The organism is Lelliottia sp. AC1, from assembly GCF_023278595.1.
Taxonomy (GTDB): Bacteria; Pseudomonadota; Gammaproteobacteria; order Enterobacterales; family Enterobacteriaceae; genus Enterobacter; species Enterobacter nimipressuralis.
In genome coordinates this window covers 3,557,425-3,582,388 of the sequence record NZ_CP025699.1, presented here as the reverse complement: position 1 = coordinate 3,582,388, position 24,964 = coordinate 3,557,425, and the positions used below count along the sequence as shown (strand labels likewise).

The following is a 24,964-nucleotide window of genomic DNA, read 5'->3' as shown; positions in this document are numbered from 1 at the left end:
CTAAGTGCAGAATGTTGATGTTGCCATTGTCGGCGGCGGAATGGTGGGGCTGGCGCTGGCCTGTGGTTTACAGGGCAGCGGCCTGCGTGTGGCAGTGCTTGAACATAAGCCGCCGCAGCCTGTTGCGCAGGACGCACCGCCAGAGCTACGCGTGTCGGCCATTAACGCCGCCAGTGAAAAGCTGTTAACGCATCTCGGCGTCTGGTCAGAGATCACCGCGTTTCGCGCCAGCTGCTACCACGGGATGGAAGTGTGGGACAAAGACAGCTTCGGCCATATCGCGTTTGACGATGAGAGCATGGGCTACAGTCATCTGGGCCATATCGTTGAAAACGCGGTGATTCACCACGCTCTGTGGCGCAAAGCCCAGAGCTGTTCCGACGTCACCCTGATGGCACCCGCGCAGGTGCAACAGATCGCCTGGGGCGAAAACGAGGCGTTTCTGACACTGCAAAGCGGCGATATGCTGACCGCGCGGCTGGTTGTGGGTGCCGATGGCGCAAACTCCTGGCTGCGTAACAAAGCGGATATTCCGCTCACCTTCTGGGATTACCGTCATCATGCGCTGGTGGCGACGATCCGCACGACCGAACCGCACGGCGGTGTCGCGCGTCAGATTTTCCACAATGACGGCATCCTGGCGTTTCTGCCGTTAAGCGATCCGCATCTGTGCTCCATCGTCTGGTCACTGGTGCCGGAAAAAGCACAGCAGATGGAGGCGGCGACGCCTGACGCGTTTAATCAGGCGCTGTGCATGGCCTTTGATAACAGTCTTGGGCTGTGTACGCTGGAAAGTGAACGCCAGCTCTTCCCGCTGACCGGACGCTACGCGCGGCAGTTTGCCTCGCACCGTCTGGCGCTGGTGGGCGATGCCGCACACACTATTCATCCGCTGGCCGGGCAGGGCGTGAATCTGGGCTTTATGGATGCCGCAGAGCTTATCGATGAGCTGCGTCGTCTGCATCGTGAAGGCAAAGACATTGGTCAGCATTTGTACCTGCGCCGCTACGAGCGCAGCCGCAAACACAGTGCGGCGATGATGCTGGCGGGGATGCAGGGCTTCCGCGAGCTGTTTGCCGGTAACAATCCGGCGAAAAAACTGCTGCGCGATGTTGGACTGAAACTGGCGGATACGCTTCCCGGCGTAAAACCGCAACTCCTTCGCCAGGCGATGGGGTTAAACGATCTCCCTGAGTGGCTGCGTTAAGCACTAAACGTTAAATTAGACCCCCATCACACTTTCCTCTCCCGGCCTTGGTGCCGGGATGTTTCCCTCGTTTGAAATATTCTAATTCCACGCCTCTTTTCGCATTAGATTATCTAATGTCGTGTTTTTTCCATGACGGAAATTAGCCGCGTTTTTCCACAGAAAATATCAGCCTGTGCTAAATAATGTGAAATTAAAGTTAATTTAATGCGGGGTAAATCGCATTTTGCCAGTGAATAACTCTGTAGGCTTTTCAGCGTTTTTTGGTCATAAGCTAATGTGATGACCCGCTTTAGCTTATGGTTAATCGCCGATTTCGGTGGTAAGTTCAGGGGAAAGAGAACGTTTGCGTCGGCGTCCAGGAGTGATACCGACGCCGGGTTTCGTGGTGAAATTTCGCGCGAAACACAAGATTGCCCCGCTCTGCTAAATCAACGAGGACAAGATGGCTCAACAGACTCCTTTGTACGAACAACACACGTTATGCGGCGCGCGCATGGTGGATTTCCATGGCTGGATGATGCCGCTGCATTACGGCTCGCAGATCGATGAGCACCACGCTGTGCGCACCGATGCCGGGATGTTCGACGTCTCCCACATGACCATTGTCGATCTCTGCGGCAGTCGCACCCGGGAGTTTCTGCGTTATCTGTTGGCGAACGATGTCGCCAAACTCAAAACGCCAGGCAAAGCGCTCTACACCGGGATGCTGAATGCCTCCGGCGGCGTGATTGATGACCTGATCGTTTATTACTTCACTGAAGATTTCTTCCGCCTCGTTGTTAACTCCGCTACCCGCGAAAAAGACCTCTCCTGGATTTCTGAACACGCTGCCAAATACGCCGTTGATATCACCGTACGTGACGATCTTTCCCTGATCGCCGTTCAGGGGCCTAACGCGCAGGCTAAAGCCGCTTCTCTGTTCAGCGAAGAGCAGCGTAAAGCGACGGAGGGCATGAAGCCGTTCTTCGGCGTTCAGGCAGGCGATCTGTTCATCGCAACGACCGGCTACACCGGTGAAGCGGGCTATGAAATTGCGATGCCGAACGAGAAAGCCGCCGATTTCTGGCGTGCGCTGGTTGAAGCCGGTGTCAAACCTGCGGGCCTGGGCGCACGCGATACGCTGCGTCTGGAAGCCGGAATGAACCTCTACGGTCAGGAGATGGATGAAGGTATCTCTCCGCTGGCTGCCAATATGGGCTGGACCATCGCATGGGAACCGGCTGACCGCGATTTTATTGGCCGTGAAGCGCTGGAACTGCAGCGTGAAAAAGGCACCGATCAACTGGTCGGGCTGGTGATGAAAGAGAAGGGTGTGCTGCGTAACGAGCTGCCTGTGCGTTTCACCGATGCCAGCGGCAATCTTCATGAAGGCATCATTACCAGCGGCACATTCTCACCGACGCTGGGCTACAGCATTGCGCTGGCGCGCGTACCGGCCGGAATTGGCGAAACTGCCGTGGTGCAGATCCGCAACCGCGAAATGCCGGTCAGCGTGACTAAACCGATTTTTGTTCGCGCCGGTAAACCGGTCGCCTAATCATTTTTTATCAGGAGAATTCCAATGAGCAATGTGCCAGCAGAACTGAAATACAGCAAAGAACACGAATGGCTGCGCAAAGAAGCCGACGGGACTTACACCGTTGGGATCACCGAGCACGCACAAGAGTTGCTGGGTGACATGGTGTTTGTGGACCTGCCGGACGTCGGCGCGACCGTGAGCGCGGGCGACGATTGCGCTGTTGCAGAATCGGTGAAAGCCGCGTCTGACATCTACGCGCCAGTGGGCGGCGAAATCGTGGCCGTCAACGACGCCCTGAGCGACTCCCCGGAGCTGGTTAACAGCGAGCCGTACACCGGCGGCTGGATTTTCAAAATCAAAGCGAACGACGAAGCAGAAGTTGAAGCTCTGCTGGATGCAACCGCGTACGCAGCACTGTTAGAAGACGAGTAATTGCTTTTCACCCTCTCCCGAAAGGGGGAGGGGATCCTAATATCACCGCACGTTTAGGAACCATCGCTCATGACACAGACTTTAAGCCAGCTTGAAAACCGTGGCGCCTTCATTGAACGCCACATTGGGCCGGATGCTCAGCAACAGCAGGAGATGCTGAAGACAGTTGGCGCGGATTCGTTAAACGCACTGATCGGCCAGATCGTGCCCAAAGACATTCAGCTCGCCACGCCGCCGCAGGTAGGTGACGCGACCACTGAATACGCCGCGCTGGCAGAGCTGAAGGCAATCGCCGGTCTCAACAAGCGCTTTAAGTCTTACATTGGCATGGGCTACACCCCGGTGCAGTTACCGCCGGTGATCCTGCGCAACATGCTGGAAAACCCAGGCTGGTACACCGCCTATACGCCTTATCAGCCGGAAGTCTCCCAGGGCCGCCTGGAGGCGCTGCTGAACTTCCAGCAGGTGACGCTGGATCTGACCGGGCTGGATATTGCCTCCGCTTCTCTGCTTGACGAAGCGACCGCCGCTGCTGAAGCGATGGCGATGGCTAAGCGCGTCAGCAAGCTGAAAAACGCTAACCGCTTCTTCGTGGCGGCAGACATTCATCCCCAGACGCTGGACGTGGTCCGCACCCGTGCGGAAACCTTCGGGTTTGACGTGATTGTTGACGATGCGGAAAAGGTTCTGGATCACCAGGATGTGTTTGGCGTGCTGTTGCAGCAGGTTGGCACCACCGGTGAAGTTCACGACTACAGCAGCCTGATTACTGAGCTGAAATCCCGCAAAATTGTGGTCAGCGTGGCCGCTGATTTTATGGCGCTTGTGCTGCTCACCGCCCCTGGCAAACAGGGCGCAGATATTGTCTTCGGCTCAGCACAGCGCTTCGGCGTGCCGATGGGCTACGGTGGTCCGCACGCGGCCTTCTTCGCGGCGAAAGACGAATTCAAACGCTCCATGCCTGGCCGTATTATCGGTGTGTCGAAAGACGCTGCCGGTAACACCGCGCTGCGCATGGCGATGCAGACGCGCGAGCAGCATATCCGCCGCGAGAAAGCGAACTCCAACATTTGTACCTCTCAGGTGCTGCTGGCCAACATCGCCAGCCTGTACGCCGTGTTCCATGGCCCGGTCGGCCTGAAGCGCATCGCTACCCGCATTCACCGTTTTGCCGATATTCTGGCGGCGGGCTTGCAGCAGAAAGGCCTGAAGCTGCGCCATGCGCACTTCTTCGACACCCTGTGTGTGGAAGTGGCCGACAAAGCGGGCGTGCTGGCGCGTGCTGAAGCTGCCGAAATCAATCTGCGTAGCGATATTTTGAACGCAGTGGGTATCACCCTGAACGAAACCACTACCCGTGAAGATATCCAGGCGCTGTTCAGCGTACTGCTGGGTGATGACCACGGTCTGGACGTCGCTAACCTGGATAAAGAGGTGGCGCACGACAGCCGCTCCATTCAGGAAAGCATGCTGCGTGATGACGCGATCCTGGCCCATCCGGTGTTTAACCGCTATCACAGCGAAACCGAGATGATGCGTTACATGCACTCTCTGGAGCGCAAAGATCTGGCGCTGAACCAGGCGATGATCCCGCTGGGCTCTTGTACCATGAAGCTCAATGCCGCTGCGGAAATGATCCCGATTACCTGGCCTGAGTTCTCTGAACTGCACCCGTTCTGCCCGGCCGATCAGGCGGAAGGCTACCATCAGATGATCGGTCAGCTCTCCGACTGGCTGGTGAAACTGACCGGTTACGACGCACTCTGCATGCAGCCAAACTCCGGCGCGCAGGGTGAATACGCAGGCCTGCTGGCGATTCGTCACTATCACGAAAGCCGCAACGAAGGGCATCGTGATATCTGCCTGATCCCAAGCTCTGCCCACGGCACCAACCCGGCGTCTGCGCAGATGGCGGGAATGGAAGTGGTCGTCGTTGCCTGTGATAAAAACGGCAACATCGACCTGGCCGATCTGCGTGCAAAAGCAGAGCAGGCGGGTGATAAACTCTCCTGCATCATGGTGACTTACCCGTCCACTCACGGCGTGTACGAAGAGACCATCCGCGAAGTGTGCGAAGTGGTGCATCAGTTCGGCGGTCAGGTTTACCTCGACGGCGCAAACATGAACGCGCAGGTGGGCATTACTTCTCCTGGTTTCATCGGCGCGGACGTTTCGCACCTGAACCTGCATAAAACTTTCTGTATTCCGCACGGCGGTGGCGGCCCGGGTATGGGACCAATCGGCGTGAAAGCGCACCTGGCACCGTTCGTTCCAGGCCACAGCGTGGTGCAGATTGAAGGCATGCTGACCCGTCAGGGCGCGGTCTCTGCGGCACCGTTTGGTAGCGCATCCATTCTGCCAATCAGCTGGATGTATATCCGCATGATGGGCGCGGAAGGGCTGAAGCAGGCAAGCCAGGTGGCGATTCTGAATGCAAATTACATCGCAACTCGCCTGAAAGACGCTTATCCGGTGCTCTACACCGGTCGCGATGGCCGCGTGGCGCACGAATGTATTCTCGATATTCGTCCACTGAAAGATGAGACCGGGATTAGCGAACTGGATATTGCTAAACGCCTGATCGACTACGGCTTCCACGCGCCAACCATGTCCTTCCCGGTGGCGGGTACGCTGATGGTTGAACCGACCGAATCGGAAAGCAAAGTCGAACTGGACCGCTTTATCGACGCGATGCTGGCGATCCGCGCGGAAATCGACCGTGTGAAACAGGGTCAATGGCCGCTGGAAGATAACCCGCTGGTGAACGCCCCGCACACTCAAAACGAGCTGGTGGCCGAGTGGAACCACGGTTATACCCGTGAGCAGGCTGTCTTCCCGGCAGGCGTGGCGAACAAATACTGGCCGACCGTGAAACGTCTCGACGATGTCTACGGCGATCGTAATCTGTTCTGTTCTTGCGTGCCAATGAGCGAATATCAGTAATACTTAAGCTCTGACAGGAGGCCGGGTAAGGCGTAGCCGCCACCCGGCTTTTTTATTGGGAGAAATATATGGCAATTGCACTGGTTACCGGCGCGAGCCGGGGAATTGGCCGAGCGACAGCCCTGCAGCTGGCAGGCGAAGGCTATACCGTGGCGGTGAATTATCACCACAATATTAAGGCCGCGACGGATGTGATCGCTCAGATTACCGATGCAGGTGGCAAAGCCTTTGCCGTGCGCGCGGATATCAGCGACGAGACGCAGGTGCTGGCGATGTTTGACAGCATTGACCGCGAGGGGGAGCCGCTGGCGGCACTCGTCAACAACGCCGGGATTTTGTGTGAGCAGAGCACCATCGAAAATCTCTCCGCCGAGCGCATCAACCGTGTGCTGGCGACCAACGTTACGGGCTATTTCCTCTGCTGTCGCGAAGCGGTAAAACGCATGTCCCTCAAACATCACGGCAAAGGCGGGGCGATTGTGAACGTCTCGTCGGCAGCATCGCGTCTGGGGGCACCGGGCGAGTACGTTGATTATGCGGCGTCGAAAGGGGCAGTGGATTCACTCACGACTGGGCTGGCGCTGGAAGTGGCGGCGTACGGTATTCGGGTCAACGGCGTGCGTCCCGGCCTGATTTACACCGATATCCATGCGTCCGGCGGTGAGCCTGGTCGTGTGGATCGGGTGAAATCCGCTTTACCGATGCAGCGCGGCGGCCAGCCTGAAGAGGTAGCGCAGGCGATTGTCTGGCTGCTCAGCGAGAAAGCGTCGTATGTGACGGGCAGTTTTATCGAGTTAGCGGGCGGGAAGTAGTGATAATGCCCGGCGGCGTTGCGCTGACCGGGCTGGAGATTTTAGGCCAGCGCAAGCTAAGCGCCGACCGGGTAGTTAGATGTTCTCGCCGTTGCTGGCAATCACCTTTTTGTACCACGCAAAGCTCTTCTTACGGGAGCGGGACATATCGCCCGTGCCGTCATCGTGCTTGTTCACATAGATAAAGCCGTAGCGCTTGCTGTACTGGCCGGTGGTGAAGGAGACGCAGTCGATGCAGCCCCAGGGGGTGTATCCCATCAGATCCACGCCATCATAGGTCACGGCTTTAATCATCTCTTCCACGTGTGCGCGCAGATAGTCGATACGGTAGTCATCATTGATACTGCCATCTTCTTCGACCTTATCGTACGCGCCAAAGCCGTTCTCAACGATAAACAGCGGTTTCTGATAGCGCTCATACAGCTCGCAAAGGGCATAGCGCAGGCCGACCGGGTCAATCTGCCAGCCCCAGTCGGAGGCTTTCACGTGCGGGTTCGGCACGCTGCCTTCGAAGCCGGAAATCGCGTCACCGGTTCCGCCTTCGGCTTTGACGGCGTTCGTCATGTAGTAGCTGAAACCTAAGTAATCGCAGGTGCCTTCACGCAGAATCTGCTCGTCACCCGCTTCCATGTTGATGGTAAAGCCACGGCGCTCCCACTCGTTCAGCACGTAGCTTGGGTAGTAGCCGCGCAGCTGTACGTCGGTGAAGACATAGCGCTCACGCATGGATTCCTGAGCGAACATCACATCTTCTGGTTTGCAGGAGAACGGATAGAGCGCCACCATCGCCAGCATGCAGCCGACTTTCATTTCTGGATTGATGCGACGCGCGGCCTTCACGGCCAGCGCGCTGGCAACGAACTGGTGGTGCAGCACCTGATACATGGTCTCTTCCGGGTTTTCATGCTCGGTATAGACCACGCCGGAGCAGCAGTAGCCGAACAGCGGTGCGCGCCAGTTACGCTGGTTGTTGATTTCGTTGAAGGTCATCCAGTATTTGACCTTGCTCTTGTAGCGCTCGAAGACCACTTCAGCAAAGCGTACAAAGAAATCAACCACTTTGCGGTTGGTCCACCCGCCGTACTCCTGCACCAGATGCAGCGGCATTTCGAAGTGGGAGAGGGTGATGACCGGTTCGATGTTGTACTTCAGCAGTTCATCGAACATGTCGTCGTAGAACTTCAGGCCTTCTTCATTCGGCTGAGTTTCGTCGCCTTTCGGGAAGATACGCGTCCAGGCGATAGAGGTACGGAAACATTTGAAGCCCATCTCGGCAAACAGCTTGATGTCTTCTTTGTAATGACCGTGGAAGTCGATGGCTTCGTGGTTGGGGTAATATTTGCCCGGTACCACTTCCTGAGTGATTTCACGCGGAACGCCGTGGGCGCCGCCGGTCAGCACGTCGCAAATGCTTGGCCCTTTGCCGCCTTTATTCCAGCCGCCTTCAACCTGGTGCGCCGCTACCGCGCCGCCCCATAAAAAATCTTTTGGTAAGGTGAGTTTTTTCATGTTTGCTATGCTCGTCTTAGGATCTATTGATTCCGAGTCTAGCAAAGCAGAATTAAATGTCACGATATAACAATTAGCCTGGAATGTAATATGTTACATCAAAAAAACAGGGCGTTTTATTCCGCCAGTTTCTTCGCCAGTTTACGGCCAATAGATTCAAGAATATAAATCACCGGAATTTGAGTCGTAATATCGTAGACGCCTGCAATACGGGTTTGCGGCACATGCCAGGAGAGATTAAAGTCCGCCAGTTTTGCCAGGCGCGAGTGCTCGTGGCTGGTGATAGAGAGCACTTTACAGTGATGCAGGCTGAACTGGCTGGCGAAGCGCAGGATCTCCTCCGTTTCGCCTGAGACGGACAAGACAATCGCCAGCGCATTTTTCGCCATATCGTTCGTTACCGGAAAATAAGGATCGTCGATATGGTTACTGAATTTACCGATGTTTGAGAAGAATCTCGCACCATATTTCGCAAGCGATCCGGACGTGCCCGCGCCGACAAAAATAATACGCTCTGACGATAATATAATATCGACCGCCTGCTCTAATAACGCATCAAATTCTTCGTTGTTAACGCTTTTAAAAAAGCTGATAATTTCACTGGTGCCGAAATTCGCCTGCTGCGGTTCGTTTTGTTCTAAATATAATTTAAACCGCACGCGGAATTCGGAATAGCCGTCACAGTTGAGCTTGCGACAAAAACGCAGCACGGTGGTGGTGGACACGCCAGCCGCATCCGCCAGCTCGCGGATGGTCATGTAGGTCACCTTGTCGCGGTTTTTGATGACATAGTTGTAGACCATCATCTCCAGATTGTTGAGACTGGCAATGGCGGAATGGGAGAACATGCTCACAGTGGCTAAACTCACTCATCAGACTTCATCTTCAGGGAATAATAACATGCAGCCTAACGACATCACTTTTTTTCAGCGCTTCCAGGATGACATTCTGGCCGGACGTAAAACCATCACCATTCGTGACGAGTCTGAATCACATTTTAAAACGGGCGATGTTTTGCGCGTCGGACGCTTTGAAGACGACGCCTATTTTTGCACCATCGAAGTGGTGGGAACATCGACCGTCACGCTGGATACGCTAACGGAAAAACATGCTCAGCAGGAGAATATGTCCCTTGAGGCGCTTAAACAGGTGATTGCAGAGATCTATCCGAATCAGAGTCAGTTTTATGTGATTGATTTTAAATGTCTTTGATTAAAACTCACATCTGTTAGGTGAAAATCGTTTTTAATTTAATGATTTTTAAGGACTAATCTGGGATTTAGATTTATTTTAGCTAACAGGTGTTCACTGAAATCATTCTCAGTTAGCATAGTTAAGCGATACATCATGATCTTATGTTTTCCCGGAGTCCTCTATGGTTAGCAAACCATTAACTGCGCAGGGATATTCACTGGCTGAGGAAATAGCCAACAGTATCAGCCATGGCATCGGCCTGGTGTTCGGCATTGTGGGCCTGGTGTTGTTGTTGGTTCAGGCCTTCGACACCAACGCGAACGCGATGGCGATCACCAGCTACAGCTTGTACGGCGGGAGTATGATCCTGCTTTTTCTCGCCTCGACCCTGTATCACGCCATTCCGCATCAGCGGGCAAAACGATGGCTGAAGAAATTCGACCACTGCGCGATCTATCTGTTGATTGCCGGGACGTACACCCCGTTTTTACTGGTAGGGTTAAACTCGACTCTGTCGCGCGGCCTGATGATTGTCATCTGGAGCCTGGCGCTGCTGGGGATCTTGTTTAAGCTCACCATTGCGCACCGTTTTAAAGTGCTTTCACTGGTGACCTATCTGACGATGGGCTGGCTGTCGCTGATTGTGGTCTATCAGCTGGCGGTGAAGTTAGCGGCGGGCGGCGTAACGCTGCTGGCGGTGGGCGGTGTGGTCTATTCCCTGGGGGTGATTTTCTACGTCTGCAAACGCATTCCTTACAACCACGCTATCTGGCACGGCTTTGTGTTAGGCGGCAGCGTGTGTCACTTCCTGGCGATTTATCTGTACGTCGGACAGGTTTGATTTGTGCCCGGCGGCGTTACGCTTGCCGGGCAAAAAAACTAAACACTCACTCTTCTAACGAATACGGCAGCGGCTCAATGCTCAGGGTGTTGGCATCGTCACGCACGCGGAACACGCTGTCCGGCTCCATGTCGTTATTCATCACCACCTGTACCAGTAGACGACCATCATCCAGCTGAACGGCGGCCAACACAGTGCCTGTACGACGCCAATTGTCGCCCATTTTCAGCTCCAGATCTTCTCCGGCTTCCGGTACGCGGCTGGCATGGCCTGCCAGATACCACAGGGCGCGTTTGTTGGCCCCGCGGAATTTCGCACGCGCCACCATCTCCTGACCGGTGTAGCAGCCTTTCTTAAAGCTGATGCCGCCCAGCGCCTGCAGGTTCGTTGCCTGCGGGATAAACTGCGCGCTGTTAACGGCATCAATAACCGCCAACCCGGCTTCGATGTTCAGGGCCAGCCACTGCTGGCTGTTGTTGAACTGCGCTTCACCGCGCAGCGCTTCCGTGACGCGCCCGGCGGTGGCCACATCGGTGACCAACAGGAAGCGTTCGGCAGGATGTTCAAACCACAGAATCGAGGTAGCGCCTTCGCTCACCAGCTGTTTTTCCGCATCCGGCAGTTCATTGAACAGATTTTTCAGTGCCGCGCGTGCCTGGAAACCGGCAACGCCCAGCAGAACGTGTTCGTCATCTGCGGCGATAGTGACCTTGGAAAATACCGCATATTTCTTCAGCTCAGTGAGCTGGGCATCGCGCAGGCTGCGGCGTTCGATCAGGGCGAAACCGTCCTGACGACGGAACAGGCGCAGATTGCTCCACATCTTACCTTTGGGATCGCAATGCGCCGCCAGCAGATGCTGGTGCTCAGTCATCTGGCCCACGTCGGCGGTCACTTGGCCTTGCAGATACTTTTCGGCATCCGCGCCGGTGAGGGTCGCCAGCGCCCAGTCATCAAGAGAAATCAGCGTCAGCGGCAGACGCGCAGAGGCGACAGGCTGGCGAGGAGAAAATGGAGTAAAAGCCATAGTGATGTCCTGAATTGCATAACGCTTCGATAGTGCCTAATGGTAAAAGAGACTGTAGTCATTGCAAGTGCTTTCAGCAGCCCAATTGTGCCTTATCGCTGTTCTTGCGTAGCGCTACGTAGAACAGAGTAATCCGCTTAGATTGCAGGGTTTATTCTGGAAGCGTGCTTCCAGTTGTTCATATTCCAGTAATGAAACAGCAAAAAACACGTTACACTAGAAATCGTCCCTCTTAGAGGTAGAAGAAACGTTAAGCAGGAAATCGACATGGACATTAACAACAAGGCCCGTATCCACTGGGCGTGCCGTCGCGGCATGCGTGAACTTGATATTTCCGTCATGCCCTTCTTCGAATATGAGTACGACAGCTTAAGCGATGATGATAAACGTCTGTTTATCCGCCTGCTGGAGAGTGACGATCCTGATTTATTCAACTGGCTGATGAATCATGGCAAACCCGCCGACACCGAGTTGCAGCGGATGGTGCAATTAATTCAAACACGGAATCGGGAACGTGGTCCTGTGGCAATCTGATCTGCGCGTCTCGTGGCGCTCACAGTGGATGTCTCTTTTACTCCACGGCATTGTGGCGGCTTTTATTTTGCTGATGCCGTGGCCGCTTAGCTATACACCGCTCTGGATGCTGCTTCTTTCGCTGGTGGTGTTCGACAGTGTGCGCAGTCAGCGGCGTATCAACGCCCGTCAGGGTGAGATCAAACTGCTGATGGACTCGCGGTTGCGCTGGCAGGGCAAAGAGTGGGAGATCGTCGGCACACCCTGGATGCTGAATTCCGGGATGATGTTTCGCCTGCGTAAAGAGGAAGGGGCGCGTTGCCAGCATCTTTGGCTGTCAGCAGACAGTATGGATGCCAGCGAGTGGCGTGATTTGCGCCGGATGGTGATGCAGCAGCCGACGCCAGGACGCTAAGAAATCAGCTAAACTTCTCTGCCATTTCGCCCAGAATTTGCTCGCACCAGTTTTGCAGGCGATCTTCACTGAGATCGTACTGGTTGGTTTCATCCAGCGCCAGTCCGACAAAGAGTTCGCCATCAGCGATGATCGGTTTGACGCTTGTGAACTCGTAGCCTTCTGTCGGCCAGTAGCCGATAAACGTGACGCCCTTCGGCGCGAGTTTATCGTGCAGCATCCCGAGCGCGTCCAGGAACCATTCGCCATAACCCAGCTGATCGCCCATGCCGTACAGCGCAATGATTTTGCCTTCAAGATTAAGCGAATCGAGCTGATCCCAGATGGCTTCCCAGTCTTCCTGTAATTCACCAAAATCCCAGGTCGGAATGCCAAGAATCAGAACGTCGTACTGCTCCATCTCTGTGGGCGCGTCGTCTTTAAGATTGTGCAGAGTCACCAGTTCCGGGCCAATGATGTCGCGAATTTTCTCCGCGGCCATTTCGGTGTAGCAGGTGCTGGAACCATAAAACAGACCAATATTCATCGCGTAAACTTCTCAATACTTGCTTTGACTTTGCGCGTAGTGTACCAGAAACCTGTACCATTACGTCATAATGGCCGATAGCAGAATCACAGGAGCAGACGTGGAAAAGGATCTCGCCCTCATCGAACAATTTCTCGATGCGCTGTGGCTGGAAAAAAATCTGGCGGAGAATACGCTTAGCGCTTATCGCCGCGATTTAACCCTGCTGGTGGAGTGGCTGGCGCACCGTGACCTGTCTCTTGAACAGGCGCAGCATGACGATCTCCAGGCCTTATTGGCCGAACGTATGGAGGGCGGCTATAAAGCCACCAGCTCTGCCCGCTTGCTGAGTGCGATGCGCCGCCTGTTCCAGCATATGTATCGCGAGAAGCTGCGCGCCGACGATCCCAGCGCGCTGCTGGCGTCGCCCAAGCTTCCGCAGCGTCTTCCGAAAGATCTCAGCGAGGCTCAGGTCGATCGGCTTTTACAATCCCCGGCGGTTGACCTGCCGCTGGAGTTACGCGATAAAGCCATGCTTGAGGTGTTGTATGCCACCGGGCTGCGCGTCTCGGAACTTGTCGGTTTAACCATGAGCGACATCAGCCTGCGTCAGGGCGTAGTGCGGGTGATCGGTAAGGGGAATAAAGAACGGCTGGTGCCGCTCGGCGAAGAGGCGGTCTACTGGGTGGAAAACTACCTGGAGCACGGACGCCCGTGGCTTCTGAACGGTGTATCGATTGATGTTCTGTTCCCCAGCCAGCGCGCGCAGCAGATGACGCGACAAACCTTCTGGCATCGCATTAAACATTACGCCACACTGGCAGGCATCGACAGTGAAAAACTTTCGCCGCACGTTCTGCGTCATGCCTTTGCGACGCATTTGCTCAACCATGGCGCCGATTTGCGCGTGGTGCAGATGCTGCTGGGGCACAGCGATCTTTCTACGACGCAAATCTACACCCACGTAGCGACAGAACGCCTGCGGCAGCTACACCAACAGCACCACCCACGAGCGTGAGTGCCGAACCATAGTGATAGGATTGAAAATGAAAAAATCTTTAGTGCTGTTCTCCCTGCTGGCAGCCTCTTTTACCGGTTTTGCCCATGCTGATGACGCAGCGATCAAACAGTCGCTGGCAAAACTCGGCGTGACCAGCAGCGATATTCAGCCTGCGCCCGTTGCCGGAATGAAAACCGTGCTGACCAACAGCGGTGTGCTGTATGTGACCGAAGACGGCAAGCACTTCATTCAAGGCCCAATGTATGACGTGAGCGGCGCGCAGCCGGTGAACGTGACCAACCAGCTGCTGATGAAAAACCTGAACGCGCTGGAAAAAGAGATGATTGTCTATAAAGCGGCGCAGGAAAAACACGTGATCACCGTGTTCACTGATATCACCTGTGGCTACTGCCACAAGCTGCATGAAGAGATGAAAGACTACAACGCGCTGGGGATCACCGTGCGTTATCTGGCGTTCCCGCGCGCGGGCGTGCAGAGCCAGCCAGAGCAGGATATGAAAGCCATCTGGTGTGCGAAAGATCGTAACAAAGCCTTTGATGACGCCATGAACGGCAAAGGTGTGAAACCGGCCTCCTGCGATATTGATATCGCCAACCATTACGCGCTGGGCGTGCAGTTTGGCGTCACCGGCACGCCAGCCATTGTGCTGAGCAACGGGTACGTTGTACCGGGCTATCAGGGACCAAAAGAGATGAAAGAGTTCCTCGACGCCCACCAAAAACAGTTTGGCGGTAAATAATCCGCGTGAAAACTAAGACAAAATTGCGCCGCCGCGAGGTGGATGAAAACGTTGATTTACCTGCCGACCTGTCGCCGCTTCTTCGCCGTCTGTACGCGGGGCGCGGCGTTCGCACGGCCAGTGAACTGGAGCGCAGCGTCAAAGGGATGCTGCCGTGGCAGCAGCTCAGCGGCGTCGAAAAAGCGACAGAATTGCTCTATGACGCGCTGCGTGAAGGGACCCGTATTGTCGTGGTCGGCGATTTTGACGCCGATGGCGCGACCAGTACCGCCCTGAGCGTCCTCAGCCTGCGCGCGCTGGGCTGCGATAACGTCACCTATCTGGTGCCAAACCGTTTTGAAGACGGTTATGGTCTCAGCCCGGAAGTGGTCGATCAGGCGCACGCGCGCGGCGCGCAGATGATCCTGACCGTCGATAACGGGATCTCATCCCATGCCGGCGTCGATCGGGCACACGATCTGGGGATCCCGGTTATCGTCACCGATCACCACCTGCCGGGTGAAACGCTGCCGGCAGCTGAAGCCATCATTAACCCCAATCTGCGCGACTGTGATTTTCCGTCGAAATCGCTGGCAGGCGTGGGCGTGGCTTTTTATCTGATGCTGGCCCTACGCGCGCTGCTGCGTGATAAGGGCTGGTTTGAGGCGCGCGGAATTGCGATCCCGAATCTGGCCGAATACCTCGATTTGGTGGCGCTCGGCACGGTGGCGGACGTGGTGCCGCTGGATACCAATAACCGTATTTTGACCTGGCAAGGGCTGGGGCGTATCCGGGCGGGGAAATGCCGTCCGGGAATTAAAGCGCTGCTTGAAATTTCCAATCGCGATCCCCTCAAGCTGGCGGCAAGCGATCTCGGTTTTGCGCTCGGCCCGCGTCTTAATGCGGCAGGGCGGCTCGATGATATGTCCGTTGGCGTGGCGCTTCTGCTCTGTGACAACATCGGCGAGGCACGCGTGCTGGCCAATGAGCTGGATGCGCTGAACCAGACGCGCAAAGAGATCGAACAGGGGATGCAGGCCGAAGCCCTGACCCTGTGCGAAAAACTCGAGCGCAGCACCGAGACGCTACCCGGCGGCCTGGCGATGTATCACCCGGAGTGGCATCAGGGCGTGGTCGGGATTTTGGCCTCGCGCATCAAAGAGCGTTTTCACCGTCCGGTGATCGCGTTTGCACCTGCGGGAGACGGCACGCTGAAAGGCTCTGGGCGTTCCATCCAGGGGCTGCACATGCGCGATGCGCTGGAGCGCCTCGACACGCTCCATCCCAATTTGATGATCAAGTTTGGCGGCCACGCGATGGCGGCCGGTTTATCGCTGGAAGAGGCGAAATTCGACGAATTTCAGCGCCTGTTCAGCGCGCTGGTGACCGACTGGCTGGATCCGTCACTGCTGCAGGGTGAAGTGGTCTCTGATGGCGCGCTGTCTGCGGCGGAGATGACCATGGACGTGGCGCAGATGCTGCGCGACGCCGGGCCGTGGGGGCAGATGTTCCCGGAGCCGCTGTTCGACGGGCGTTTTCGCCTGCTGCAACAGCGTCTGGTGGGTGAGCGTCATCTGAAAGTGATGGTCGAGCCGGTGAACGGCGGTCCGCTGCTGGATGGCATAGCCTTTAACGTCGATACCACCGTCTGGCCCGACAGCGGCGTGCGCGAGGTCGAACTGGCCTACAAACTGGATATTAACGAGTTTCGCGGCAATCGCAGTTTGCAGATTATCATCGATCATATCTGGCCAATTTAGCGTCACTATTCTCTATAAAAAAGGGCGTGGATTCGGTACAATCCCGCTCTTATCACCGCATTTTGACTAGTCCAATAAAGAAAAAAGACCATGTTTGAAATTAATCCGGTAAAAAACCGCATTCAAGACCTCACGGAGCGCTCCAGCGTTCTTCGGGGGTATCTTTGACTACGATGCCAAGAAAGAGCGTCTTGAAGAAGTAAACGCCGAGCTGGAACAGCCCGACGTCTGGAACGAACCTGAACGCGCACAGGCGCTGGGTAAAGAGCGTTCCTCCCTCGAAGCCATCGTTGAAACCCTGGATCAAATGTCTCAGGGGCTGGAAGATGTGTCCGGCCTGCTGGAATTAGCCGTCGAAGCCGACGATGAAGAGACCTTTAACGAAACCATCGCCGAACTCGACGTGCTGGAAGATAAACTGGCGCAGCTCGAATTCCGCCGCATGTTCTCTGGCGAGTACGACAACGCCGACTGCTATCTCGATATCCAGGCCGGTTCTGGCGGGACAGAAGCCCAGGACTGGGCGAGCATGCTGATGCGTATGTATCTGCGTTGGGCGGAAGCGCGCGGTTTCAAAACCGAAATCATTGAAGAGTCTGAAGGTGAAGTCGCGGGTATTAAATCTGTGACCATCAAAATCATCGGTGATTACGCTTACGGCTGGCTGCGTACCGAAACGGGCGTTCATCGCCTGGTGCGTAAAAGCCCGTTCGATTCCGGCGGCCGTCGTCATACCTCTTTCAGCTCCGCGTTTGTTTATCCGGAAGTGGAAGATGATATCGACATCGAAATCAATCCGGCCGATCTGCGTATCGACGTTTACCGCGCATCCGGTGCGGGTGGTCAGCACGTTAACCGTACGGAATCTGCGGTGCGTATCACCCACATTCCAACCGGGCTGGTGACACAGTGCCAGAACGACCGTTCGCAGCATAAGAACAAAGACCAGGCCATGAAGCAGATGAAAGCGAAGCTTTATGAGCTGGAAATGCAGAAGAAGAATGCTGAGAAACAGGTGATGGAAGATAACAAATCTGACATCGGCTGGGGCAGCCAGATTCGTTCTTACGTCCTCGATGACTCCCGTATCAAAGATCTGCGTACCGGGGTTGAAACCCGCAACACGCAGGCGGTGCTGGACGGCAGCCTGGACCAATTTATCGAAGCAAGTTTGAAAGCAGGGTTATGAGGAACCAACATGTCTGAACAACAAGCACAGGGCACTGACGCGGTAGTCGATCTTAATAACGAACTGAAAACCCGTCGCGAGAAGCTGGCCGCACTGCGTGAGCAGGGTATCCCATTCCCGAACGATTTTCGTCGCGATCATACCTCAGACCAGCTGCACGCTGACTTCGACGCGAAAGAAAACGAAGAGCTGGAAGCGCTGAACGTAGAAGTGTCCGTTGCAGGCCGCATGATGACTCGTCGTGTGATGGGTAAGGCGTCTTTCGTGACTTTACAGGACGTCGGCGGCCGTATTCAGCTGTACGTTTCCCGTGACGATCTGCCAGAAGGCATCTACAACGAGCAGTTCAAGAAGTGGGACCTGGGCGATATCCTGGGCGCGAAAGGCAAGTTGTTCAAGACCAAGACGGGCGAGCTGTCTATCCACTGTACCGAACTGCGTTTGCTGACCAAAGCATTGCGTCCGCTGCCGGATAAATTCCACGGTCTGCAGGATCAGGAAGCGCGTTACCGTCAGCGTTACCTGGATCTCATCTCTAACGATGAATCCCGTAAAACCTTCAAAATCCGTTCCCAGATTATGGCGGGTATCCGTCAGTTCATGGTTGGCCGTGATTTTATGGAAGTTGAAACGCCAATGATGCAGGTGATCCCAGGCGGCGCGTCTGCGCGTCCGTTCATCACCCATCACAACGCGCTGGATCTGGACATGTACCTGCGTATCGCGCCGGAACTGTACCTGAAACGTCTGGTGGTTGGCGGCTTCGAACGCGTGTTCGAAATCAACCGTAACTTCCGTAACGAAGGCATCTCCGTTCGCCATAACCCTGAGTTCACCATGATGGAACTCTATATGGCTTACGCAGATTACAAAGATCTGATCGAGCTGACCGAGTCACTGTTCCGTACCCTGGCGCAGGATATTCTCGGCACCACTGAAGTGCCTTACGGAGACGAAGTGTTCGACTTTGGTAAGCCGTTCGTCAAACTGACCATGCGCGAAGCTATCAAGAAGTACCGTCCAGAGACCAACATGGCCGATCTGGATAACTTCGATTCCGCTAAAGCTATCGCTGACAGTATCGGTATTAAGGTTGAGAAGAGCTGGGGTCTGGGCCGTATCGTGACCGAGATCTTCGAAGAAGTGGCCGAAGCGCACCTGATTCAGCCAACCTTCATCACTGAGTATCCGGCTGAAGTTTCTCCGCTGGCGCGTCGTAACGACGAAAACCCGGAAATCACCGATCGCTTTGAGTTCTTCATCGGTGGCCGCGAAATCGGTAACGGCTTTAGCGAGCTGAACGATGCGCAGGACCAGGCGCAGCGCTTCCAGGATCAGGTTGATGCGAAAGCCGCAGGCGACGACGAAGCGATGTTCTTCGACGAAGACTACGTAACCGCGCTGGAGCACGGTTTGCCGCCAACGGCAGGTCTGGGTATCGGTATCGACCGTATGGTCATGCTGTTCACCAACAGCCACACCATCCGCGACGTGATTCTGTTCCCGGCGATGCGCCCGGTAAAATAAGTCACTGAGATGCAAAAAGCCCCGGCGTTCATCGCGTCGGGGCTTTTTTTATGACCTTAGATCGGCGGCGAACTGCCTGAGTGCTTTATGGGCGATGGCGACCTGCGACACCATCCATGGGCTAAAGGCCCACGGCGTCGCGCCGACAGCGCTGAACAACGACTCCAGAACAACCCACTGAACCGCCATCACTTCATCGGGATTGAGATTCAGTGGGCTGACCAGCTTTGCGGCATATACCGGGCAAATTTCGTTTTCGACAATCCCTGAGGGGTCCGTTTCGCAGTAGCGAAAATCCAGCGCGATGGGCGTCAGATCTGTGATTTCGGCGCCAATTTCATACCGACAGCGGCGAATAAGCGCGTGTTCGGTACGTTCGCCGGTTTGCGGGTGGCCGCAGACGGAGTTGGTCCAGACGCCGGGCCAGGCTTTTTTGCTCAGGGCGCGACGTGTGACAAGGCACTCCCCCTGGGTGTTAAACAACCACGAAGAGAAAGCCAGATGCAGAGGGGTATGCGATGTGTGGGCGGCATACTTTTCCTGAGTGCCGATGACCTCTCCCTGGGCGTTAACCAAAATGACGTGTTCTTGTGTGCTCATTCCGACTCCAGTACCCGAACGACGGGATGGCAACATTATATCTCACTCTTTGGCTGGCGGCTTGAATGCTGAATGCGGAAAGAGTCTTTGCAGCAAAGATTGGCAACAGAATTCAGGCTGCTATCATAGGACGCCATTTACGCTGACCGAGGAGCCGCTTTGTTTGCAGGAAGCCTGACAAGAAATCCCCTGATTGCCCTTTTTTGCCTGATGCTGACGCTCATGCTGGCAGGCTGTTCGGGCAGTAAATCAGCGGATTCGGGAAGCTACTCCGGCGCGGTCTACACCGTTAAGCGCGGCGACACACTCTATAAAATCTCGCGCTCAACCGGAACGAGCGTGAAAGACCTGGCTCGCCTGAACAATATTTCTGCACCTTATACCATCGAGATAGGGCAAAAGCTCAGGCTCAATAGCGGTAGCTCGACGGCGAAAAAATCCTCTTCCTCGAAAGGTAAAACCGCCAAAGTGACGCCGTCTTATGCGGTGCCGCAATCGTCCTGGCCGCCGGTCGGGCAACGCTGCTGGGTGTGGCCTGCCAGTGGGAAAGTGATTATGCCGTACTCCACCGCTGAAGGTGGCAACAAAGGCATTGATATTGCGAATGCGCGCGGAACGCCAGTCTATGCGTCGGGTGCAGGGAAGGTGGTTTACGTGGGCGACCAGCTGCGCGGTTACGGCAACCTGATCATGATTAAGCACGGTGAGGACTACATTACCGCTTACGCGCACAACGATACGCTGCTGGTGAATAACGGACAAAACGTAAAAGCCGGACAGAAAATCGCGACCATGGGCAGCACGGGAGCCAGTTCCGTTGCGCTGCATTTCCAGATTCGCTATCGCGCAACGGCGATTGATCCCCAGCGCTACCTTCCGGCGCAGGGCAGCAAACCGAAATGCTAAGCGGTTAATTATTCACCGGTTAGCAGTCGGGAGGCTTGTGTGAACATGCGTAAGGTCTATAATGCCTTACGCACCTCAAAGCGGGCGTAGTTCAATGGTAGAACGAGAGCTTCCCAAGCTCTATACGAGGGTTCGATTCCCTTCGCCCGCTCCAGCTCTACCCCACCCAGTCCAAAATACTCACACCAATATCAATTACTGTCCTGCAGATGTATTCCCAGTCCCGTTTTTCCTTTCGCAAGGTCCGGACGCAGGGTTAACGCAGGAATCTCATAATCTCCGGCGTTCTGACGACGATAATTCAGCGGCGCTGTGTGCCACAAACTGTCCAGCCTGTCAGTCAGCTGCTGGCGGTAACCGGCATACTTCGCGTCGTCGGTTTTCCCGGTGCGGTAAATCAGCATTGGCGGCAGCACCGTAAAGCCTGGGTAGAAAAGCATCCCGTGCTGGATTGGAAAGAGAATGTCGTCGATAGCACCGTTTATGCCACGCGGAGCGTAGTGCGATTCCCAGCCGCCGGTGGTGACCAGCAGCATCGCACGTTTGCCGGACAGATTCCCCTCGCCATAACGATCGCCCCAGTGGTGGTCGCTGTGCTCGCCCACGCCGTAGGCAAAACCATTGGCGTACACCCGGTCAAACCAGCCTTTCATGATGGCAGGCATTGAGAACCACCACAGCGGAAACTGGAAAATCACGGCATCGGCCCAGCGTAATTTTTCCTGCTCAGCGGCGATATCCGCTGCTTGTTGGGCGTTGTCGTAAGCAAAGCGGGAGTCTACGGAAGGGTCAAAACGTTCACCGCGCAACGGGGCGAGTGAATCATCGGTATCCAGGACGGTCTTCCACTTCATGCCATAGAGATCAGAAACGTGCACCTGATGACCGGTCTGCTGCAGATGTCTGACAGCCTCATCTTTCAGCTGTCCGTTAAGCGAGCGGGGTTCGGGATGGGCAAAGACAATTAATACATTCATGAGCGATTCCTGATAGAGAAAGTCCCGTCAGAATAGGGAAATCTCCGTTATAGTAAAAATTGATTACCGCAATGACAGGTATTGCCATGATTAATTTCTCGCAGCTCGATCTCAATCTCCTCCTCACGCTGCAGGTACTCCTCGACGAGCTGAATGTGACTCGGGCAGCGAGGCGCTTGAACCTCTCCCAGCCCTCCGTCAGCGTCCAGCTGGCGCGGTTACGGGAAGTTTTTAACGATCCGCTGCTTCTGCCGGGGCCGCGCGGGATGAGGCCAACGGCCCGAGCCGACGCCCTGCGGGAACCGCTGCGTCAGGCGCTGGCGGCTCTGGAGTCGGTGGTCGCCCCGGCGGCATCATTCGAACCAGAGAAATCAGAAAATACCTGGCGCGTGGCGGCAACGGACTACATGGCGACGGCAATCCTGCTGCCCGCGCTGGAAGCGCTCCGCCAGGCGGCGCCGCTCTCGCGCCTTGCCGTGTATGAGCTTAATCCGCAGCGGATTTTGCGGCAGGCTGAGCAGGGCGATATCGATCTGATTTTTCATACCCGGGAGGGGGCGCCCGCGTCATTACATCAGCGGGTGATCTTCAGCGAGCGCTATGTTCTGGCAGGCCGTCGCGACCATCCGGCGCTCCGAACGGGCGTCACGGCAAAGCAGTTTTCACAGCTCGAACACGCGATAGTCTCCCCGGATGGCGGCGGCTTCTGGGCTGCTACAGACGTGGCGTTGGCTCGCAGCGGGCTGGCACGAAAAGTCGTGCTGTCGGTGCCGCATTTCCTGTTCCTGGTCGAAGCGCTGTTGAAAACCGATCTGGTGGCGGTGGTGCCGGAAAGGCTCACGCGTAATATAGCGGGATTAACTGTCTCAGCGCCGCCTGTCGACGTGGAAGGCTTTGATATGCTGATGCTTTGGCATGAACGGTTGCATCGCGATGCGGGCCACGTCTGGCTACGTCAGATGCTGATGAAACAGCTCGGCTGAGCCATAGTCACCTCGTGATATCAGCGCTATGCTTATCCCGAACGCATAACAATAACAGAGGCAATGTCATGGATAAGGATTTACTGGACGCGGGGTACCGGGCCTATACCGGGGAAAAGATCGATGTCTACTTCAATACGGGGATATGCCAGCACTCAGGAAACTGCGTGCGCGGCAGCAGCAAGCTGTTTAATCTGAAGCGTAAGCCGTGGATCATCCCCGATGAAGTGGATATCGAGACGGTCAAGAGAGTGATTGATACCTGCCCGAGCGGTGCCCTGAAGTACCGCCAGAAATAAGCGAGGAACCATGGATATTCTGGAAGGCCATAACAAGTTTTACGTCAACGATGCACAAGGGAATCAGGTTGCTGAAATTGTGTTTGTTCCGACCGGGGAGCATCTGAGCATTATCGAGCACACGGACGTCGATGCCAGCCTGAAAGGGCAGGGCGTAGGAAAACAGCTGGTGGCGAAAGTGGTCGAGAAAATGCGCGCGGAGAACCGCAAAGTTATCCCGCTGTGCCCGTTCGCCAAACACGAGTTTGATAAAACGCGCGAATACGACGATTTCCGCGCCTGACTTCAGCACCGGCTCCCGCCGGTGTTTTTTTATCTGAACTGTCCGTAAATCAGAATGACGGATATGACCACCATCACCCCACCGGAAATCATGCCGACTACCCGCGCCGCCTGAGGGCGTGTGGCTAATAGCGCCCGTGAACCGTAGCCCACCAGCAGGTAGATCAGCGTGCAGGTGAGCAGGTGCATCATCGCCAGCGCGGACATCTGCACAGGCACCGACCAGCTGCCTTTGGGGTCGGTAAATTGCGGAAGCAGCGCCAGAAACAGCAGGAACACTTTCGGGTTCAGTCCGCTGATACAAAGCCCTTTAAGCGCCCACTGGTTCCAGCTTCCGTCCTGCTGCTCAGCGGCGCTGACCGTGGCCGGATGGCGCAAAATCGTCACGCCCAGCCACAGCAAATAGACGGCACCCAGGACGGTCAGCAGCGACAGCGCCAGAGGATGCCCGGCGATCAACACTCCGACACCCGCCACCACAATAACCGTCGCCAGCAAATGCCCGGACATCAGCCCCATCACAGCCGGTACCACGCGCCGCCCGTTGATCCCCGCGCTGATGGCATAAGCCCAGTCGGCACCTGGCGTCATTATCAGCAGAAAAGAGACCAGCCAGAACCCGACGACGATACTCATTTCCATTCTTTGATCACCCTTCCAAAACGACATTAGCGGAAAGAAAGAATATCGACATCCAGGCGAAATGAGCTTCCAATGTTATGCTGAAAACAGGTCTAAAATGAGAAACTCTTCTAAATGGATAGCATCGATCGAAAAATACTTGCTGAGCTACAGGTGGATGGCCGTCTGTCGCTTACGGAACTGGCCGAACGGGTAAACTTAAGCCTCTCGCCCTGTCATCGACGCGTGCGCGCCCTGGAGCAGAGCGGTGCGATTACGGGCTATCGCGCAAATCTCGATCCCGCGAAAATGGGCTTCAATTTTGTGGCGATTGTTTTTGCGACGTTAAAAGAGGGCGACAAGCGGGCCGTCAGCGCCTTTGAGGCGGCGGTGGAAGAGATCCCGCAGATCGTGCTGGCGCAGCGTCTGTTCGGCGATCCTGACTATTTAATGCATGTGGTCACGCGCGATCTTCCCGCGTTCCAAAAACTGTACGATGAGAAATTATCGGCACTGCCTGGCGTGCAGCATTTGCGCTCGACGCTGGTGATGAAAACCGTCGTGCAGGATCGGCCATTCCCCCTCGACACCTTAAAACAAGGATAACCCGATGATAGAGACACCACGACTGCTGCTCCGGCAGTGGAGACCAGAGGATCTGGTCCCTTTTGCGGCACTCAATGGCGACAGCGACGTCATGCGATTTTTCCCGGCGACCTTGACGCGGGAAGAGAGCGACAATCTTGCCGCGCGATTTCAGGAAGGCATCGCCGAACGCGGCTGGGGATTTTGGGCCATTGAGTTAACCGCGACGGGGGAGTTTATCGGTAGCCTGGGGCTGCACCCTCAGCCTGACCGTTTTGCCTTTTCACCCTGCACGGAGATTGGCTGGCGTCTGGCAAAACCGTTCTGGCATCGGGGGCTGGCGTACGAGTCGGCCACGGCGGCGCTAGAGTATGGCTTTAAAACGCTGGGGCTGAGCGAGGTGGTCTCATTTACCTCGGTGCTGAATGCGCCGTCTGAGAACCTGATGAAACGCCTGGGGATGATAAAAGAGGGCGAGTTTTTGCATCCTGCGCTCGCCCCCGATCATCGTCTCGCGGAGCATGTACTCTATCGCATAGCGCGGCAAGTGTAGCCCGGAAAGCGAAGCGCTCACCG

General features: G+C 55.7%; 27 protein-coding genes and 1 tRNA gene. 21 read left to right on the top strand and 7 right to left on the bottom strand.

The features are described 5' to 3' along the window. Positions 1-4 precede the first annotated feature (4 nt). From ubiI to C0560_RS16975, 5 genes are all read left to right on the top strand, one after another. Complete coding sequence (gene ubiI / locus C0560_RS16995; RefSeq protein WP_248859124.1) at positions 5-1,207, top strand: FAD-dependent 2-octaprenylphenol hydroxylase; 1,203 nt, start codon at positions 5-7, stop codon at positions 1,205-1,207. A gap of 445 nt (positions 1,208-1,652) precedes the next feature. Beyond that, positions 1,653-2,747: a glycine cleavage system aminomethyltransferase GcvT gene (gene gcvT, locus C0560_RS16990; protein ID WP_181826815.1), complete on the top strand. Its 1,095-nt coding sequence runs from the start codon at positions 1,653-1,655 to the stop codon at positions 2,745-2,747. 24 nt (positions 2,748-2,771) lie between these two features. Beyond that, positions 2,772-3,161 (top strand): glycine cleavage system protein GcvH, encoded by a 390-nt coding sequence (gcvH, locus tag C0560_RS16985; protein WP_100779029.1) that lies wholly within the window; start codon positions 2,772-2,774, stop codon positions 3,159-3,161. A gap of 69 nt (positions 3,162-3,230) precedes the next feature. After that, positions 3,231-6,104 carry an aminomethyl-transferring glycine dehydrogenase gene (gcvP, locus tag C0560_RS16980; RefSeq protein ID WP_248859122.1) on the top strand — a complete coding sequence of 958 codons (2,874 nt, stop codon included), beginning with the start codon at positions 3,231-3,233 and terminating at the stop codon, positions 6,102-6,104. Positions 6,105-6,172: 68 nt separating this feature from the next. Next, a complete protein-coding gene (locus tag C0560_RS16975; protein WP_248859120.1) occupies positions 6,173-6,916 on the top strand; it encodes an SDR family oxidoreductase in 744 nt (247 codons plus the stop codon). Positions 6,917-6,991: 75 nt separating this feature from the next. Here the strand turns inward: C0560_RS16975 and bglA are convergent, their stop codons facing one another. Together bglA and C0560_RS16965 are read right to left on the bottom strand one after the other, a co-directional pair. Then, on the bottom strand, positions 6,992-8,425 hold the full coding sequence (gene bglA, locus C0560_RS16970) for a 6-phospho-beta-glucosidase BglA (protein WP_248859118.1): 1,434 nt from the start codon (positions 8,423-8,425) through the stop codon (positions 6,992-6,994). A 116-nt stretch (positions 8,426-8,541) separates the two neighbouring features. After that, complete coding sequence (locus C0560_RS16965) at positions 8,542-9,273, bottom strand: MurR/RpiR family transcriptional regulator (protein WP_102104699.1); 732 nt, start codon at positions 9,271-9,273, stop codon at positions 8,542-8,544. A gap of 52 nt (positions 9,274-9,325) precedes the next feature. On the opposite strand from C0560_RS16965, the gene yqfB reads away from it, so the two are divergent. Both yqfB and C0560_RS16955 read left to right on the top strand, forming a co-directional pair. After that, complete coding sequence (yqfB, locus tag C0560_RS16960; RefSeq protein ID WP_194512121.1) at positions 9,326-9,637, top strand: N(4)-acetylcytidine aminohydrolase; 312 nt, start codon at positions 9,326-9,328, stop codon at positions 9,635-9,637. A 163-nt stretch (positions 9,638-9,800) separates the two neighbouring features. After that, a complete protein-coding gene (locus C0560_RS16955) occupies positions 9,801-10,460 on the top strand; it encodes a hemolysin III family protein (protein WP_248859116.1) in 660 nt (219 codons plus the stop codon). 46 nt (positions 10,461-10,506) lie between these two features. Here C0560_RS16955 and ygfZ read toward each other — a convergent pair whose 3' ends face one another. Next, on the bottom strand, positions 10,507-11,487 hold the full coding sequence (gene ygfZ / locus C0560_RS16950) for a tRNA-modifying protein YgfZ (RefSeq protein WP_248859114.1): 981 nt from the start codon (positions 11,485-11,487) through the stop codon (positions 10,507-10,509). Between the two features lie 267 nt (positions 11,488-11,754). Here ygfZ and sdhE point away from each other — a divergent pair, with 267 nt between their 5' ends. Continuing rightward, a complete protein-coding gene (sdhE, locus tag C0560_RS16945; RefSeq protein WP_095283258.1) occupies positions 11,755-12,021 on the top strand; it encodes an FAD assembly factor SdhE in 267 nt (88 codons plus the stop codon). Then, positions 12,002-12,415 carry a protein YgfX gene (locus C0560_RS16940; RefSeq protein WP_100779036.1) on the top strand — a complete coding sequence of 138 codons (414 nt, stop codon included), beginning with the start codon at positions 12,002-12,004 and terminating at the stop codon, positions 12,413-12,415. Before sdhE ends, C0560_RS16940 begins: the two co-directional genes overlap by 20 nt. Positions 12,416-12,419: 4 nt before the next feature. Here the strand turns inward: C0560_RS16940 and fldB are convergent, their stop codons facing one another. Next, positions 12,420-12,941: a flavodoxin FldB gene (gene fldB / locus C0560_RS16935; protein WP_100779037.1), complete on the bottom strand. Its 522-nt coding sequence runs from the start codon at positions 12,939-12,941 to the stop codon at positions 12,420-12,422. A 100-nt stretch (positions 12,942-13,041) separates the two neighbouring features. Here fldB and xerD point away from each other — a divergent pair, with 100 nt between their 5' ends. The 5 genes from xerD to lysS all read left to right on the top strand — a co-directional run bounded on the left by xerD (position 13,042) and on the right by lysS (position 19,135). Then, on the top strand, positions 13,042-13,938 hold the full coding sequence (gene xerD, locus C0560_RS16930) for a site-specific tyrosine recombinase XerD (RefSeq protein WP_100779038.1): 897 nt from the start codon (positions 13,042-13,044) through the stop codon (positions 13,936-13,938). A 28-nt stretch (positions 13,939-13,966) separates the two neighbouring features. Further along, positions 13,967-14,680 (top strand): bifunctional protein-disulfide isomerase/oxidoreductase DsbC, encoded by a 714-nt coding sequence (gene dsbC, locus C0560_RS16925; protein WP_107702898.1) that lies wholly within the window; start codon positions 13,967-13,969, stop codon positions 14,678-14,680. Positions 14,681-14,685: 5 nt separating this feature from the next. Continuing rightward, entirely contained in the window at positions 14,686-16,419 is a 1,734-nt protein-coding gene (recJ, locus tag C0560_RS16920; RefSeq protein WP_248859112.1) for a single-stranded-DNA-specific exonuclease RecJ, read from the top strand. A gap of 90 nt (positions 16,420-16,509) precedes the next feature. After that, positions 16,510-17,608, top strand: a protein-coding gene (prfB, locus tag C0560_RS16915) for a peptide chain release factor 2 (RefSeq protein ID WP_100779041.1) whose coding sequence is annotated in 2 segments (ribosomal slippage) — positions 16,510-16,584 and positions 16,586-17,608 — 1,098 coding nt in all. Because the reading frame shifts where the segments join, the coding sequence is not laid out codon by codon here. A 9-nt stretch (positions 17,609-17,617) separates the two neighbouring features. Next, the gene (gene lysS / locus C0560_RS16910) at positions 17,618-19,135 is read left to right on the top strand and encodes a lysine--tRNA ligase (protein ID WP_100779042.1); all 1,518 of its coding nucleotides are present in this window, start codon (positions 17,618-17,620) and stop codon (positions 19,133-19,135) included. 48 nt (positions 19,136-19,183) lie between these two features. On the opposite strand, the gene idi is transcribed toward lysS, so the two are convergent. Beyond that, entirely contained in the window at positions 19,184-19,735 is a 552-nt protein-coding gene (idi, locus tag C0560_RS16905) for an isopentenyl-diphosphate Delta-isomerase (RefSeq protein WP_248859110.1), read from the bottom strand. 159 nt (positions 19,736-19,894) lie between these two features. Between idi and actS the strand changes: the two genes are divergently transcribed. After that, complete coding sequence (gene actS / locus C0560_RS16900; protein WP_255409576.1) at positions 19,895-20,641, top strand: amidase activator ActS; 747 nt, start codon at positions 19,895-19,897, stop codon at positions 20,639-20,641. Between the two features lie 80 nt (positions 20,642-20,721). Further along, positions 20,722-20,795 (top strand) — tRNA-Gly (locus tag C0560_RS16895). Between the two features lie 37 nt (positions 20,796-20,832). Here C0560_RS16895 and C0560_RS16890 read toward each other — a convergent pair. Then, positions 20,833-21,618, bottom strand: a complete 786-nt coding sequence (locus C0560_RS16890) for an NAD(P)H-dependent oxidoreductase (RefSeq protein ID WP_248859109.1) — start codon at positions 21,616-21,618, stop codon at positions 20,833-20,835. An 86-nt stretch (positions 21,619-21,704) separates the two neighbouring features. Here C0560_RS16890 and C0560_RS16885 point away from each other — a divergent pair, with 86 nt between their 5' ends. The 3 genes from C0560_RS16885 (at position 21,705) to C0560_RS16875 (ending at position 23,183) form a co-directional block, all read left to right on the top strand. Further along, complete coding sequence (locus tag C0560_RS16885) at positions 21,705-22,601, top strand: LysR family transcriptional regulator (protein ID WP_248859108.1); 897 nt, start codon at positions 21,705-21,707, stop codon at positions 22,599-22,601. A 68-nt stretch (positions 22,602-22,669) separates the two neighbouring features. Then, positions 22,670-22,900 (top strand): 4Fe-4S mono-cluster protein YjdI, encoded by a 231-nt coding sequence (gene yjdI / locus C0560_RS16880; protein ID WP_123428592.1) that lies wholly within the window; start codon positions 22,670-22,672, stop codon positions 22,898-22,900. Between the two features lie 10 nt (positions 22,901-22,910). Beyond that, complete coding sequence (locus tag C0560_RS16875; RefSeq protein ID WP_248859107.1) at positions 22,911-23,183, top strand: GNAT family N-acetyltransferase; 273 nt, start codon at positions 22,911-22,913, stop codon at positions 23,181-23,183. Between the two features lie 29 nt (positions 23,184-23,212). Here C0560_RS16875 and C0560_RS16870 read toward each other — a convergent pair whose 3' ends face one another. Next, entirely contained in the window at positions 23,213-23,824 is a 612-nt protein-coding gene (locus tag C0560_RS16870; RefSeq protein WP_100779049.1) for a LysE family translocator, read from the bottom strand. A gap of 114 nt (positions 23,825-23,938) precedes the next feature. On the opposite strand from C0560_RS16870, the gene C0560_RS16865 reads away from it, so the two are divergent. Both C0560_RS16865 and C0560_RS16860 read left to right on the top strand, forming a co-directional pair. After that, positions 23,939-24,409, top strand: a complete 471-nt coding sequence (locus C0560_RS16865; RefSeq protein WP_123428594.1) for an Lrp/AsnC family transcriptional regulator — start codon at positions 23,939-23,941, stop codon at positions 24,407-24,409. 4 nt (positions 24,410-24,413) lie between these two features. Continuing rightward, positions 24,414-24,941: a GNAT family N-acetyltransferase gene (locus C0560_RS16860; RefSeq protein WP_123428596.1), complete on the top strand. Its 528-nt coding sequence runs from the start codon at positions 24,414-24,416 to the stop codon at positions 24,939-24,941. Positions 24,942-24,964 lie beyond the last annotated feature (23 nt).